The following is a 13319-nucleotide window of genomic DNA, read 5'->3' as shown; positions in this document are numbered from 1 at the left end:
CGGCGACCCCTGATCATCCGCGTCCGGCGGCGAGCGCGGTGGAGCGGGGCCGGTCCGGCTCGCCGCTGACCCGGCCCAGCGCCCAGAGCAGGCCGGCCTGCACCACGGCGGCCAGGTGGCCCAGCTCGTGCACGGCGGCGGTGGTCGACGCGGCGATGTCCACCAGGCTGGTGCCGGCCAGGCAGACCGCCAGCACCAGGGCCACCGGCAGGAACGCCCGGGCCCGCTCCGGCCGCCAGGCGGCGAGCGCGAAGCCGACCGCGAGGGCCGCGTCGAAGGAGGCCATCTCCCGGCTGGTGTGCGGGTCCGCGTCGACGCCCAGCCCGGCCAGCAGGATCGGCAGCGCGATGGCGAACTGCGCCGCCGCGGCCACCGCCACGGCCACCCGGAGCACCTGGCGCCGGGCCCGCCCGGCGGCCGCGGCACCGGCCCGCGCCGCCGCCCGGTCCGCGGCGACGGCGGCCAGCACCGGGGCGGTCAGATCGGGTACGTCCACCGCCTGCAACCGGGTGAGCCGGGTCACCCGCTCGGCGTGGGCCAGCCAGGAGCGGCAGCCCGGGCAGGACCCGGTGTGCGCCTCCAGGGCCGCCGCCGGGGCCTGCGGGTCCTCCCCGTCCAGCCGGGCCGAGAGCGCCACGCGCACGTCGTCGCACGTCATGAGCGGGTAGTCGGAGAGCCGAGGGGAAAAGTTCCCGACGTGGGCGGGACCACGGAAAGGGCCGAAGGACCCTGCCCGACCCCGGTACGCCGCGTAACCTCGTCAGTCGTGATCCCCGCCCCGCGCGACAGCTCCGCCGGCCACCGTGCGGCGGGGCTCGACGCTGCGCCGGATCCGGCGACGCACTGGGCGCTGGCCGCCCGCGACGGCGATCCGGTGGCCCAGGCCGCCTTCGTCCGGGCCACCCAGGCCGAGGTGTGGCGCTTCGCCGCCGCCCTGGTCGACCCGGACAGTGCCGACGACCTGACCCAGGAGACGTACCTGCGGGCGTTCCGGGCGCTGCCCGCCTTCGAGGGACGGTCCACCGCGCGTACCTGGCTGCTCGGCATCGCCCGGCGGGCCTGCGCCGACCACCTGCGCACCGTGGTCCGCCGGCGGCGGCTCGACGAGCGGCTCGCCGCGCACGCGGCCACCGAGCGGCCGTACCCCGACCCCGCCGGGCAGCTCGGCGCCACCGACCTGATCCGCCGGCTGCCCGCCGAACGGCGCGGCGCGTTCGTGCTCACCCAGCTGCTCGGCCTGTCCTACGCCGAGGCCGCCGCCGTGGAGGGGGTGCCGGTGGGCACCATCAGGTCCCGCGTCGCCCGGGCCCGCAGCGAGCTGATCGACGCCGTCGGCGACGCCCTCGCCGGATGATGGCGGAACTTTTCTCGGATCCGGGGCGACCAATGACCGTGACCGCACCGAGCACCCGGGCCATCCGCTGGCCCGCCGTCCGACCCTGGCTCGGCATCGCCGTCCGGCTCGGGCTGGCCGCCGTCTGGTTGTTCGCCGGCGCCACCAAGGTCGGCGACCTGGCCGCCTCCGGTCGCGCCGTCAACGCGTACCAGGTCATGCCGTACGAGGTGGCCACCGTGATCGGCGCCGCGCTGCCCTTCGTGGAGCTGGCGCTCGGCGTACTCCTGCTCGTCGGGCTGGCCAGCCGCCTGGTCGCCGGCGTCTCCACGGCGCTGCTGGTGGTCTTCATCACCGGCATCGCCTCGGCCTGGGCGCGCGGCCTGGCCATCGACTGCGGGTGCTTCGGCAGCGGCGGCCAACTCGCCGCCGGGCAGGCCCCGAGCTACCTCCCGGAGATCCTCCGGGACCTGGGATTCCTGGTCATGGCCGGATTCCTGCTGATCTGGCCCCGCACCCCGTTCTCGGTGGACGGCTGGCTGGCGGGCGCGGCACCCGAGGAGGGCGAGGATGAGTAGTCGGAAGGGCCAGAAGAAGGCGGCCCAGGTGGTCCGCGCGCAGATCGCCCGGGAGAAGCGGCGCACCCGCACGATCATCACGTCGATCGCCGCGGTGGTGGTGCTGGTGATCGCCGGGCTGATCGGCTGGGCCGTCTACTCCAGCCAGCAGTCGAAGACATTCACCGCCCCGCCCGGCGCCAACGCCGGCGGCACCGGCATCCTCGACGGGAACGGCCCCGTCACCATCGACCTGTACGAGGACTACCTCTGCCCGGTCTGCAAGCAGTTCCAGCAGGTCAACGGGGCGACCATCGACGAGTTGGTCAGGGACCACAAGGTGCGGGTGATCTTCCACCCGGTGGCCTTCCTGAACCGCTTCTCCACCACCCAGTACTCCACCCGCGCCTCGGCCGCCGCCGGCTGCGCCGCCAAGGGCTCGAGGTTCAAGGAGTTCACCAACGAGCTCTTCGCCAAGCAGCCGCCGGAGGGCAGCGCCGGGCTGAGCGACGCCGAGCTGATCGACATCGGCGCCGGCGTCGGGCTGAACCGGGACGACTTCGGCGCGTGCGTCAACAACGGCACGTTCAAGGCGTGGACCGCACACGTCACGGACGACGCCAGCAAGTCGGGCGTCACCGGCACCCCGACCATCAAGGTCAACGGCAAGGAGCTCACGGACAAGAGCCCCGAGGGGATCAAGGCAGCGGTGGCGGCGGCCGGCAAGTGAGCCCCCGACCGCTGCGCCGGGCGGCGGTGGTGCTCACCGCCGCTCTCACCGCACTCCTCGCCCTCGCCGCCCCGGCCGCCGCGCACGGGGCGGACGCCCCCGACGGCACCAACTACCGGGCCGCGGTGATCGAGCTCAGCCCCGCCCCGCCCGGACTCACCGCCCGGATGGTCGAGGCGGGCGCCCGGCTCGAGCTGACCAACCACACCGGGCGGGACGTCGAGGTGATCGGCTACTCCGGCGAGCCGTACCTGCGGATCGGGCCGGGCGGGGTATATGAGAACACCCGCTCCCCCGCCACCTACCTGAACCGGACCATCGCCGGCGACACCCAGCTCCCCCCGCAGGCCGACCCGGCGGCGACGCCGACCTGGCAGCGGATCTCCGCCGGGCCGACGGCCCGCTGGCACGACCAGCGCACGCTCTGGCTGGAGTCGGCGCCGCCGCCGCAGGTCACCGCCGACCCGGCCCGGGAGCAGCAGGTCCGCGCCTGGGTGGTGCCGCTGCGCACCGGCGACCAGCCCATCGAGGTACGCGGCACGCTGGACTGGGTGCCGCCGCCGGACGCCTACCCGTGGTGGGTGGCCGCCACGCTCGGCTTCCTGCTGATCGGCGCGGCGGGGCTGGTCCCCGCCGGCTCGACGGCCGGTACGCGCTCGTTGCGGGCGGCGGGCGCGCTGCTCGCCGCCGGCGGGCTGGCCACGGTGGCGCTCACCGTCGGCCGGGCGCTGGACGCCGGGGCCGCCGGCGCCGGTGGGGTGCTGCTCGAGCTGGTCAGCGGGCAGGTGTGGACGCTGCTCACCGGGCTCGGCGCGCTCGCCGCCGGCGGATACGCCCTGGCTCGCCGGGAGGCCGCCGACTTCGCGCTCGCCCTGGCCGGGGCCTGCCTGGCCCTCTTCGCCGGGGTGGCGAACCTGGCCGTGCTGTCCCGCTCGGTGGTGCCGGTGCTGTGGCCGGCGGGCCTGGCCCGGGTGCTGGTGACGGTGATCCTGGCCACCGGGGCGGGTGCGGTCGCCGCCGGCGTCCTGCGCCTGCACGCCGCCTCCCGCGCCGCGCGGCACACACCGGGCGACCCACGCCCCACCGCAACGCTGGCCCGGTGAGGTGGGTCAGGCGGGGCGGGCTGCGGTGCGGGGGTCGAAGCCGTAGGGAAGCTCGAGGCGGTGGGCCGCCAGCAGGGCGTCGTCGGTGAGGATCTCGGGCGTGGGGGCGTCGGCGACGATCCGGCCGGCGTCCAGGATCACCGAACGGTCGCAGAGTTCCGCCGCGTACGGCAGGTCGTGGGTGACCATCAGCAGGGTCACCGGCAGCGCACGCAGGATCTCCGCCAGCTCCCGCCGGGCGGCCGGGTCGAGGTTGGACGACGGCTCGTCGAGGACCAGGATCTCCGGGTGCATGGCGAGCACGGTGGCCACCGCCACCCGGCGGCGCTGCCCGAACGAGAGGTGGTGCGGCGCCCGGTCCCGGTGCTCGCTCATCCCCACGGCGGCCAAGGCCTCGTCGACCCGGGCTGCCAGCTCCGCCCCGCGCAGCCCCAGGTTGGCCGGCCCGAACGCGACGTCCTCGGCGACGGTGGGCAGGAACAGTTGATCGTCCGGGTCCTGGAAGACGATGCCCACCCGGCGGCGGATCTCGGCGAGGGTGTCCCGGTCCCGGCCCACCGTCAGGCCGCCGACGCTGACCGTCCCCTCCGTCGCGGTGAGGATGCCGTTGAGATGCAGCACCAGCGTGGTCTTGCCAGCGCCGTTCGGCCCGAGCAGCGCCACCCGCTCCCCGCGCGGCACGGTCAGATCCACCCCGTGCAGGGCGACGTGGCCGTCCGGGTACGCGTACCGGACGCCGCGTACGTCCAGCGAGGGAGGTGTCTGCACGTGCCCGATCATCTCAGGACGACCGCGACGGCGGCGATGGTGGCCGCAGCCAGCGGCACCGTCGCGGCGGCCACCCACTGCCCGGCGGTGGCCGCGCCGGCGCCCTGCCACACCGCCGGCATCCGCCCGGTGTAGCCACGGGAGACCATCGCCAGGTAGACCCGCTCGCCACGTTCGAAGGCGCGCAGGAAGAGCGCGCCCACCCCGGCGGCGAAACCGCGGAGCTGCCAGAGGAACCGTGGATCGTCGCCCCGGGACACCCGGGCCACCCGCATCCGCCGGGCCTCGCCCACCAGCACGTCCAGGTAGCGCAGCATGAACGTGGCGATCTGGGTGAGGATCTGCGGGCAGCGCAGCCGGTCCAGGCCGACGATCAGGTCACGCGTCGTCGTGGTCGCCGCCAGCAGCAGCGACGCGAGTACGCCGAGCGTGCCCTTGGCCAGGATGTTCCACGCGCCGTGCAGCCCGTCGACGGACAGGCTCAGCCCGGCCACCTCGACCCGCTCCCCGGTGCCGAGGAACGGCAGCGCGAAGGCGAAGAGCACGAACGGCAGCTCGATCAGCGCCCGGCTGAGCAGCCAGCGCGGCCCGACCCGGGCCAACGCCGCCACGGCGGCGACCAGCAGGGCGTAGGCGCCGAAAGCCCAGTACGCCTCCCGGGGCGTGGCGACCACCGCGACGGTGAAGAGCACCATCGCGGCGATCTTCACCTCCGGCGCGAGGCGGTGCACCGGTGAGGCGCACTCGCGATAGAGCACGTGCACGTGCCCGGCACCCATGACGGCGGGTCCCTCAGCGGGTGCCGGCGGGGCGCGCGCCGGCGTCCCGTGCCGCCGACCCGGTCCGGGCGCCACCGGCCGGATCGGTCGGGACGCCGTTGGCCGGATCGGTGAGGGCGCCGTTGGCCGGGCCCCGGCGGCGGGCCAGCCAGAACAGGCCGCCGCCCAGGGCGAAGGTGAGCAGCACGCCGATCACGCCGGAGATGCCGGTCGAGAGGAACCCGTTGCCGACGCCCCGGACGCCGTAGTCGGCCAACGGGCTGTCGGCCAACTCGTGGTCCTTGGCCTGCTGGGCCGGGCAGCTCCCGCCGGTGATCTCGTCCTCGGCGTTCACCGTGCAGCCCTTCAGCAGCGACGAGTCGAGCCCGTCCGGGTGCGACGAGGCGTAGTTGCTCACCACGCCGGCGAGCAGCAGGGCGACCAGCAGGCCGCCGAGGATGAAGGGCCAGGGACGCTTGCTCATCGGACACCTCCGGCGGCCGGGACGGCGGGAGCCGGCACAGCCGGCTTGCGGGCGCGCAGCGCGTACACCAGATCGGGACGGACCTTCGCGACGGTGACCACCGTGGTCGCGGTGATCAGGCCCTCGCCGATGCCGATCAGCAGGTGGACGCCGGCCATCGTGCCGGCCAGGCCGGCGAGGTTGCCGCCCAGGTCGGCGGTGCCGCCCAGCCAGTACTGCAGGACGAAGCCCTGGCTGGCGACCACCACGCTGACCAGCGCGGCGACGAAGCCGGTGACGCCGAGACCGGCCGTGGTGCGCGGCAGCACCCGCAGCAGCAGCGCGATCAGCAGGTACGCGGCGGCGGTGCCGAGGATCGCCATGTTGGTGATGTTGAGGCCGAGCATGGCCACCCCGCCGTCGCCGAAGACGAGCGCCTGCACGACAAGGACCACGGCCACGCAGAGCGCCCCGACCCACGGCCCGACCAGCAGCGCGGCGAGGGCGCCACCGAGCAGGTGGCCACTGACGCCGGCGGTGAAGATCGGGAAGTTGAGCATCTGCACGGCGAAGATGAACGCGGCCACCAGGCCCGCCATGGGGGCCAGCCGGTCGTCGAGGTCGCGGCGCCCGCGCAGCACGCAGAAGGCGAGCACGGCGAGCGCGAACGCGGCGAAGATCGCGGCGACGGGACCGTCGATGATCCCGTTCGAGATGTGCATCGCCAGTGTGTCCACTCGACCTCCCCGGACGCGGCGGGACGATCCACGCCGACACGGTCAGCTTATTTGCGACGACCTGTTGTTGCCAATCCCTTGCAACAAGCCATGGTGACCATCACGCCACCGCGCGTCGCCACCGTCCCGGTCCGGCCATGCGGCGGTATCGTCTGCGCCATGACCGACCGCCTCAGCCCCGGCGACCCCGCCCCCGAATTCACCCTCCCCACCGACAGCGGCGGGAGCCTCTCCCTGGCCGACCTGCGTGGCCGCAAGGTCATCCTGTACGCGTACCCGGCCGCCATGACGCCCGGCTGCACCAAGCAGGCGTGCGACTTCCGCGACTCGCTCGCCTCGCTCCAGTCCGCCGGCTTCGAGGTGGTGGGCATCTCGCCGGACAAGCCCGAGAAGCTGGCGAAGTTCCGCGACCGGGACGCCATCACCTTCCCGCTGGTCGCCGACACCGACAAGGCCGTGCTGACCGCGTACGGCGCGTACGGCGAGAAGCAGCTGTACGGCAAGACGGTGACCGGGGTGATCCGCTCGACCTTCGTCATCGACGAGGATGGGAAGATCGAGCGGGCGCTCTACAACGTCAAGGCCACCGGGCACGTCGCCAAGCTCCGCCGGGACCTCGGCCTGGACTGAACCTGTCCAGACCGCCACCTACTCCGGCAACCGCCTGGCGGCTGTGGTGGCTCCGGATGTGGTCTACGATCCGGAGGCTGTGACACCGACCGGCTTCCCCGATCGGCAGACGCCTGCGGCGTAGGCCAGAATGGCCGTGGAAGACGACAGTGTTCACGTGAAGGGGCCGTAGCCCAACTGGCAGGAGGCATGCGGTTTAGGTCCGCACCAGTGCGGGTTCGAGTCCCGCCGGCCCTACGTCTCCATGGCGCCGCGTCAGCTGGTGTCGTGAAGGTCACGAAGGTGGGTTCACGCCGCGCCATTCCCGCAGGATGGCGGGCGTGAACCTGCGCTTCGTCCTCGACCCCGAACTCACCCCCGAGTTGCGCGAGCAGATCGTCGCGCTCTGGGTGGACGTCACCAACGCCGGCGGCGCGGTCGGCTTCGTCGCCCCGGTGACGGCGACCGAGGTCCAACCCCTCGCCGAGGAGACCTTCGCGGGTCTGGCCGACGGGCCGGACCGGCTGCTGGTGGGCTACGCGGGGGACCACCTGGTCGGCATCCTGATCATCTCCGACAACCGGTTCCACCTGAAGACGCACTGGCGGGTGCTCAAGCGGGTGATGGTCCATCCCGACACCCAGGGCCGGGGGTACGGCGCGGCGCTGATGCGCGAGGCCGAGCGGATCGGCCGGGAGTTGGGCCTGGCGGCGCTGCACGTGACGGTGCGGGACGGCCTGGGTCTGGGCGCGTTCTACGGCCGGCTCGGCTACCGGGAGGTGGGCCGGCTCCCCGCCGCGCTGCGCCTCGTCCCCGGCGACGAGCGGGACGAGGTCTTGATGTGGCTCGACCTGGGCACCGCAGCGGCCTGACCATTCCGGCAATGTCGGCAGCCGCAGCCGGGCGGTCGATGCTGCCGGAGCTCTGGCGGCCCGGACAAGCGGCCTGACCGAGAGTTAAGGCGCGACCGTCACCAGGCGACGCCGATCCCGTCGCCGGGGTACCAGTGCCGGGCCGGGGTCTCCCGGTATGCGAGGAACCGGCGACCGGTGCGTTCGGCGTGCTGGGCGAGGACGTTGGTGATCGTGGCGTTGTCGGTGAGCAGCATCGCCGCGGGGGCGAGTTGCGGCTCGATCGCGGCGAACTCGCGCTGCTCGTGCCCCCGGCTGTGGTCGCTGTCGTGCAGGAAGAGGTCGACCGGCCGGTCCAGTGCGTTGATGGAGGCGATGGAGTCGCCGATGACGAGGTCGACCACGTCGGCCCACGGGGTGGTTTTGGCGAGGTAGCCGGCCTCGGGGTTGATGTCGAGCGAGGTGAGGCGGCCGGGGTGCCCTTCGGCGGTGTTGCGCAGCAGGGCGGCGGCCAGGACGCAGCTGCCGAGGCCCTTGTCCACGCCGGTCTCGACGACGTGGGCGGGTTTGCGGGCGCGGACGATGGCGTACCAGCCGATCCGGCGGGCGTAGCGGACCTGCCGGTCGGCCAGGCCGCGCCGGGACGCGGTGACGGTGGCGGTCTCGATGTGCCCGCGCAGCTTGTCGTCGCCTTCGAGTTCGGCGAACCAGCCGCGCACCTGCCCGACGGGGACGTCGCAGACGACGCTGACGAACCAGGCGAGGTGGTGCTGGCTCAGGCTGGTCAGGTCGTACGTGTAGTTGTGATGCTCGCGAGAGGTGAGCAGCCAGCGGGCGGAGGCGCGCAGCACCTTGCCGTCGTGCCGGGCGACCTTGGCCAGGCGGGTCGGGAAGGCGGCGACCGGGGCCAGCCGGGTGCGGGCGATGGCCCGACGGAGCTTCGTTGCGTCCACCTGTGCGGTTTTATCAGGTTGGGGTGGCGACTGGCGAGGAAAGTTTTGTCGCCAACCGGGTGGCCGGCAGGTGGCCGGTCGGACGAGGGTCCGCGCGGCAGAGCGTGAGTAAGTAGCATCGCCCGCATGTTTCCTGGCCAGCAGCACGCCGATCAGCCGGCGTACGTGGATCCAACCGGCCCGACCCAGGTTCCGTCCGAGGTGGAGCCTGCCGCGCAGAAGCGTCCCCGGCGTCGCTGGCGGCGCGTCCTGCTCATCACCTTCCTGGTGGTGGTGCTTTTGGGTGGTGGCGGCCTGATCGCCGGTGGCATCTACCTGAAGTCGGTGGAGTCCGGCATCGACCGGGTCGACGCCTTCACCGGGGTGCCCGAGGCGGAGCGGCCGGCGGCCGGCGCCCAGGGGGCCCAGAACCTGCTGATTCTCGGCAGCGACTCGCGTGACCCGGAGAAGACCGAGGGGTCGCGTACGGACTCGATCATCGTGGCGCACCTTCCGGCCGACCGGTCGAGCGCCCAGCTGATCTCCATCCCCCGGGACACGTGGGTGTCGGTGCCGCGATCGGCGGACGGCCAGCACGGCGGTCGGGAGGCGAAGATCAACGCCGCTTTCGCCTGGGGCGGTGTACCGCTCATGGTGCAGACGGTGGAGAAGTTCACCGGGGTCCGGATCGACCACGTGGCGATCATCGACTTCGCCGGCTTCAAGGAGATCATCGACGCGCTCGGCGGTGTGACCGTCGACGTGGAGAAGTCGTTCAAGTCGATCCACCCGCCGTACCGCTCCTTCCAGGCCGGGCCGCAGCAGCTTGACGGCGAGGCGGCGCTGGACTACTCCCGCCAGCGCAAGCAATTCGCGGACGGTGACTTCGCCCGCATCCGCCACCAGCAGCAGGTCATCAAGGCCATCCTGGACAAGGCCGCCTCCGGTGGCATCCTCACCAACCCCGCCAAGTTGAACTCGTTCGTCAAGGCGACGTCGAGTTCGGTGTCGGTGGACAAGGGCATGTCGTTGCTCGACATGGGGACGCAGATGCGCGGGGTGCGGGGCAGCAACCTGTCGTTCCTCACCAGCCCGACCAAGGGCACCGGCCGGAAGGGCACCGAGAGCGTGGTGCTCGCCGACACCGCCCGGGCGAAGGCCTGCTACGACGCGGTGCGCCGGGACGCGGTGGAGGAGATCAAGCAGTACGCCCGGAAGTGACCGCCCCGGTGGGCGGGACGACGACGTGAACGGGGCGGCAGGGTCGAGTGATCCTGCCGCCCCTTGGCGTCAGTAGGCGCCGCGCCGAGCCAGGACCACGCTCACGGTCCGCCACAGGATTCCGAGGTCGTAGGCCAGAGACCAGTTGTCCACGTAGTGCAGGTCCAGGCGTACCGCGTCGTCCCAGGTCAGGTCCGACCGGCCGGAGATTTGCCAGAGCCCGGTGATGCCGGGCCGCACGAGCAGGCGTCGACGCACATCGCCCTGGTAGTCGTCATCCTCGGTGGGCAGCGGCCGCGGACCGACCAGCGACATCTGGCCCATCAGCACGTTGATGAGCTGGGGTAGCTCGTCCAGCGACAACGCGCGGAGGTGGCGGCCGATCGGCGTGACCCGGGGGTCGTCCTTCATCTTGAACAGCAGCCCGTCGCTCTCGTTCTGGTCCTGCAGGGCCTCGAGCCGCTGTTCCGCATCGGTGTACATGGTCCGGAACTTCCAGACCTTGAATGCCTTGCCCTTGTGCCCGATGCGGGTCTGCCGGAACATCACCGGCCCCGGGTCGGTCAGCTTGATGGCCAGCGCGATGCCGAGCAGCACCGGGCTCAGCAGAATCAGGCCGACCAGGGCGGTGAACCGGTCGAGGGTCGCCTTGGCCACCAGCGACAGGCCCGACAGCGTCGGCTCCTCCACGTTGAGCAGGGGCAGGCCCTCCACCGGACGCACGTGGATGCGCGGGCCGGTGACGTCGGTGACCTGAGGCACCACCACGAGGTCCAGCCCGGTGCCCTCGATCTGCCAGGCCAGCTTGCGCAGCTCGTACGACTCCAGGCTGGCTGGACCGCAGACGGCGATGGTGTCTGCGCCGATTTCCTGCACGAGCGGCACCAGTTCCCAGCCGACGTAGACCGGCACAGGTGCGGTCACCGTCTCCCCGGGGCGCGGGTGGTGCGGCAAATGGATGGCGATCGGGTGCAGCCCAGCGGCGGGATTGCGGATCGCCACGTCGTAGAGCGCCATCGCGTCGGAGAGCTTCCCGACGAGGAGGATCTTCTGCGACGCGTGCGATCCGTGTCGGCGCAGGAAATGCAGCACGGTGCGGGCCACGAAGCGGCCGATCAGCGTGTAGCCCAAGGCTGCCAGCACGACCAGGAGCACCGTCAACCGGGACAGGTCCTTCTTGAAGCCGAGCGCAAGCAGGGACACGGTCGCGGCCATCGCGATGTCGGCCCGCACCACCCGCTTGAGTTCCTCGGTGCCGATGCCGAGCGCACGGCGGTCGTACGCACCGCAGGCGGCGAGCAGCAGGACCCATCCCACCGGGATACCGAGGTTGGCCACCAACACGAAGACCCCGTCGACCCCGCCGGGCGCCGCCGGGTTCCGGAAGCCGGCGTCGGCCTCTTCAAGCAGGTCTATCGCGGTCCGGCTGGCCGCCAGCGCGGCGAGCAGGTCGAGCAGCAGCAGCCAGAGCACGTACGGCCGGTGCCAGCTCACACGTGGGGTGGCCGGGCGCCCAAAGGCCGACCGGGCAAAGCCGTTCGACGGTGTTATCACGCCGGCACCGTGGTTCGCCGCCGTATTCGACGGCGCGGACGGTGCGGGCGATCGGGTATCCAGGGACACGATCTTCCTTCCTACGTCAGCCCCCGTCGGCAGATCGCGACGTGCACCTTATGCCTGGCCAGTTTCGCTGACCATTGGCGGTTCGGTGGATTGTGTGTGGTGGAGCGGCCCACTCGGTGGGCGAGCGCGACTGCGGATCACTGCGATCCGGACACCTGGCGGCCGGCAAGCGCCGCGGGTCAGCCCGGCGAGGCCGACTCTCGCTCGCGCAGCTCCGCCACCAGCGCCCCGTGAGCCGGCTTCGGCCGCATGCCCATGTCGAACACACAGGCGGCGCCGTACCCCTGGTAGCGGTGCGGGATCCAGCTGCCGGCGTCGGTGAAGCCCCAGACGGTGAACGACTCGCAGGTGGGCACGGCGAGGCAGGCGGCCAGCACACGCTGGTACAGCGACGCCTGGCTGACCAGCTTCTCCGGAGTCGCCGGCAGCTTCAGCCGGACGTCCAGCTCCGTGACAGCCACCACCACGCCGAGGGCGGCGAAGCGGCGCAAGTTGCCCAGGATGTCGGTCGGGGGCTGGTCCGCCCGGAGGTGGCTCTGGAAGCCCACTCCCTGGATCGGCACGCCCTGGGCGCGTAGGTCACGGACCAATCGCCACAGGGCGTCCGACTTCTTGGTCCGGCCCTCAGTGCCGTACTCGTTGATGAACAGTCGGGCGTCCGGGTCGGCCTCGCGCGCCCAGCGGAACGCGTCGGCGATGTATCCGGGCCCGAGTTTGCGCAGCCAGATGGTGTCGCGCAACGAGCCGTCCTCGGCCAGTACCTCGTTCACCACGTCCCAGGCCCAGACCCGGCCCCGGTATCGGGATGCCACGGTGGTGACGTGCTTGCGCAGCACCGCGCGCACCTGGGACGGCGACCACGACTCGTCAATCCACGACGGGAGGCTGCCGTACCACACCAGCGTGTGGCCGTACACGGCCTGTCCGTTGGCCTCGGCGAACTCGACCAGACGGTCGGCGGCGCCCCAGTCGTAGTGGTCCGGCGCGGGCTCCAGCACCGACCACTTCATGGCGTTCTCGGGTGTGATCGCGTTGAACTGCGAGGCCAGGGTGGTGCGGTACCGCTCGTCCTCGGCCAGCAGGCGGTCGTCAACGGCCGTGCCCATCCGGACGTTCGGCAGTGCGAGGCCGCGCAGGGTGGGCTCCGAGGCCGAGGGCGCCCGCCATGCGGGGGCATTCACGTGCGGCTCGTCAGTATCGGCGGAACGGCCTCGGACACAGGACACCGCGACACCGAGCAGGAGCGTCACCACCGCCGCCAGCGCCATCCAGCGGCGTGCCCGACGGACCCGGCCGGCGGGTGACGGTGGCCCGGCCACCGCAGTCGCCGATGATCGCGCCTTCGGGCCGGCGGTCTCGCTCGGCACGGTGGCGGGCACGGCACCGCCATGGGCGCTTTCGGCCATTACCATCCTCAGGTGATGCAGCGACTACGGCATGACGGATTAATCCGGTCGGCCACCCCATCCTAGGGCCGGGCCCGGATCGGCGTCCGCGCTGGCTTGCCGCGTCGGCGCTTCTCCCATCGCGGACGGCCCCCGCATCTCCGTTCGTGGCCCGGGCGGGCCGGCGGTCTGGCGTCGCCGACGGCGTACCGCCCGAGAGGGTGCGCCGCCCGGAGAATACGCCGCCGC

The 13319-nt window shown here is 72.5% G+C and carries 15 protein-coding genes and 1 tRNA gene; 8 read left to right on the top strand and 8 right to left on the bottom strand.

Going from position 1 to position 13319, the window contains the following annotated elements:
- Positions 1–13: 13 nt before the first annotated feature.
- Positions 14–643 (bottom strand): zf-HC2 domain-containing protein, encoded by a 630-nt coding sequence (locus ACGF4F_RS06085; RefSeq protein WP_357433965.1) that lies wholly within the window; start codon positions 641–643, stop codon positions 14–16.
- Between the two features lie 123 nt (positions 644–766).
- Between ACGF4F_RS06085 and ACGF4F_RS06080 the strand changes: the two genes are divergently transcribed.
- Genes ACGF4F_RS06080 through ACGF4F_RS06065 form a run of 4 tightly spaced genes read left to right on the top strand, consistent with a single transcriptional unit; the run spans position 767 to position 3723 of the window.
- On the top strand, positions 767–1354 hold the full coding sequence (locus tag ACGF4F_RS06080) for a sigma-70 family RNA polymerase sigma factor (protein ID WP_357433967.1): 588 nt from the start codon (positions 767–769) through the stop codon (positions 1352–1354).
- Between the two features lie 32 nt (positions 1355–1386).
- The gene (locus ACGF4F_RS06075; protein WP_357433969.1) at positions 1387–1911 is read left to right on the top strand and encodes a MauE/DoxX family redox-associated membrane protein; all 525 of its coding nucleotides are present in this window, start codon (positions 1387–1389) and stop codon (positions 1909–1911) included.
- Positions 1904–2620: a thioredoxin domain-containing protein gene (locus tag ACGF4F_RS06070; RefSeq protein ID WP_357433971.1), complete on the top strand. Its 717-nt coding sequence runs from the start codon at positions 1904–1906 to the stop codon at positions 2618–2620. Before ACGF4F_RS06075 ends, ACGF4F_RS06070 begins: the two co-directional genes overlap by 8 nt.
- A complete protein-coding gene (locus ACGF4F_RS06065; RefSeq protein ID WP_393075426.1) occupies positions 2617–3723 on the top strand; it encodes a hypothetical protein in 1107 nt (368 codons plus the stop codon). The genes ACGF4F_RS06070 and ACGF4F_RS06065 overlap by 4 nt, the downstream gene beginning before the upstream one ends.
- A gap of 6 nt (positions 3724–3729) precedes the next feature.
- On the opposite strand, the gene ACGF4F_RS06060 is transcribed toward ACGF4F_RS06065, so the two are convergent.
- Genes ACGF4F_RS06060 through ACGF4F_RS06045 form a run of 4 tightly spaced genes read right to left on the bottom strand, consistent with a single transcriptional unit; the run spans position 3730 to position 6449 of the window.
- Positions 3730–4503 (bottom strand): ABC transporter ATP-binding protein, encoded by a 774-nt coding sequence (locus tag ACGF4F_RS06060; RefSeq protein ID WP_357433975.1) that lies wholly within the window; start codon positions 4501–4503, stop codon positions 3730–3732.
- Positions 4500–5270, bottom strand: coding sequence for a cobalt ECF transporter T component CbiQ (gene cbiQ, locus ACGF4F_RS06055; RefSeq protein ID WP_393075423.1), 771 nt, complete (start codon positions 5268–5270; stop codon positions 4500–4502). Before cbiQ ends, ACGF4F_RS06060 begins: the two co-directional genes overlap by 4 nt.
- Before the next feature lie 13 nt (positions 5271–5283).
- Complete coding sequence (locus tag ACGF4F_RS06050; RefSeq protein WP_393075420.1) at positions 5284–5733, bottom strand: PDGLE domain-containing protein; 450 nt, start codon at positions 5731–5733, stop codon at positions 5284–5286.
- Positions 5730–6449: an energy-coupling factor ABC transporter permease gene (locus ACGF4F_RS06045; protein ID WP_357433981.1), complete on the bottom strand. Its 720-nt coding sequence runs from the start codon at positions 6447–6449 to the stop codon at positions 5730–5732. Before ACGF4F_RS06045 ends, ACGF4F_RS06050 begins: the two co-directional genes overlap by 4 nt.
- 159 nt (positions 6450–6608) lie before the next feature.
- On the opposite strand from ACGF4F_RS06045, the gene bcp reads away from it, so the two are divergent.
- The 3 genes from bcp (at position 6609) to ACGF4F_RS06030 (ending at position 7930) form a co-directional block, all read left to right on the top strand.
- Positions 6609–7079 carry a thioredoxin-dependent thiol peroxidase gene (bcp, locus tag ACGF4F_RS06040; protein ID WP_393075417.1) on the top strand — a complete coding sequence of 157 codons (471 nt, stop codon included), beginning with the start codon at positions 6609–6611 and terminating at the stop codon, positions 7077–7079.
- Between the two features lie 162 nt (positions 7080–7241).
- Positions 7242–7316: transfer RNA gene (locus tag ACGF4F_RS06035), tRNA-Leu, on the top strand.
- Between the two features lie 83 nt (positions 7317–7399).
- The gene (locus tag ACGF4F_RS06030; RefSeq protein ID WP_393075414.1) at positions 7400–7930 is read left to right on the top strand and encodes a GNAT family N-acetyltransferase; all 531 of its coding nucleotides are present in this window, start codon (positions 7400–7402) and stop codon (positions 7928–7930) included.
- A gap of 98 nt (positions 7931–8028) precedes the next feature.
- Here ACGF4F_RS06030 and ACGF4F_RS06025 read toward each other — a convergent pair whose 3' ends face one another.
- Positions 8029–8862 carry a class I SAM-dependent methyltransferase gene (locus tag ACGF4F_RS06025; RefSeq protein WP_393075411.1) on the bottom strand — a complete coding sequence of 278 codons (834 nt, stop codon included), beginning with the start codon at positions 8860–8862 and terminating at the stop codon, positions 8029–8031.
- 126 nt (positions 8863–8988) lie between these two features.
- On the opposite strand from ACGF4F_RS06025, the gene ACGF4F_RS06020 reads away from it, so the two are divergent.
- Positions 8989–10062 (top strand): LCP family protein, encoded by a 1074-nt coding sequence (locus ACGF4F_RS06020; protein WP_357433991.1) that lies wholly within the window; start codon positions 8989–8991, stop codon positions 10060–10062.
- 69 nt (positions 10063–10131) lie between these two features.
- Here the strand turns inward: ACGF4F_RS06020 and ACGF4F_RS06015 are convergent, their stop codons facing one another.
- Positions 10132–11616 carry a sugar transferase gene (locus ACGF4F_RS06015; protein WP_393075408.1) on the bottom strand — a complete coding sequence of 495 codons (1485 nt, stop codon included), beginning with the start codon at positions 11614–11616 and terminating at the stop codon, positions 10132–10134.
- Between the two features lie 248 nt (positions 11617–11864).
- On the bottom strand, positions 11865–13091 hold the full coding sequence (locus tag ACGF4F_RS06010; protein WP_393075405.1) for an endo-1,4-beta-xylanase: 1227 nt from the start codon (positions 13089–13091) through the stop codon (positions 11865–11867).
- Positions 13092–13319 lie beyond the last annotated feature (228 nt).

The sequence above is a fragment of the Micromonospora sp. NPDC047740 genome, from assembly GCF_043204735.1.
Classification (GTDB): Bacteria; Actinomycetota; Actinomycetes; order Mycobacteriales; family Micromonosporaceae; genus Micromonospora.
The sequence above is the reverse complement of the archived record's forward strand: the minus strand, read 5'-3'. Positions and strand labels throughout refer to the sequence as shown.

Bases quoted from the DNA above. Each gene is read 5' to 3' on its own strand.
- ACGF4F_RS06075 (WP_357433969.1), top strand. From the start codon at position 1,387: ATGACCGTGACCGCACCGAGCACCCGGGCCATCCGCTGGCCCGCCGTC.
- ACGF4F_RS06060 (WP_357433975.1), bottom strand. From the start codon at position 4,503: ATGATCGGGCACGTGCAGACACCTCCCTCGCTGGACGTACGCGGCGTC.
- ACGF4F_RS06010 (WP_393075405.1), bottom strand. From the start codon at position 13,091: ATGGCCGAAAGCGCCCATGGCGGTGCCGTGCCCGCCACCGTGCCGAGC.
- ACGF4F_RS06070 (WP_357433971.1), top strand. From the start codon at position 1,904: ATGAGTAGTCGGAAGGGCCAGAAGAAGGCGGCCCAGGTGGTCCGCGCG.
- ACGF4F_RS06020 (WP_357433991.1), top strand. From the start codon at position 8,989: ATGTTTCCTGGCCAGCAGCACGCCGATCAGCCGGCGTACGTGGATCCA.
- bcp (WP_393075417.1), top strand. From the start codon at position 6,609: ATGACCGACCGCCTCAGCCCCGGCGACCCCGCCCCCGAATTCACCCTC.
- cbiQ (WP_393075423.1), bottom strand. From the start codon at position 5,270: ATGGGTGCCGGGCACGTGCACGTGCTCTATCGCGAGTGCGCCTCACCG.
- ACGF4F_RS06050 (WP_393075420.1), bottom strand. From the start codon at position 5,733: ATGAGCAAGCGTCCCTGGCCCTTCATCCTCGGCGGCCTGCTGGTCGCC.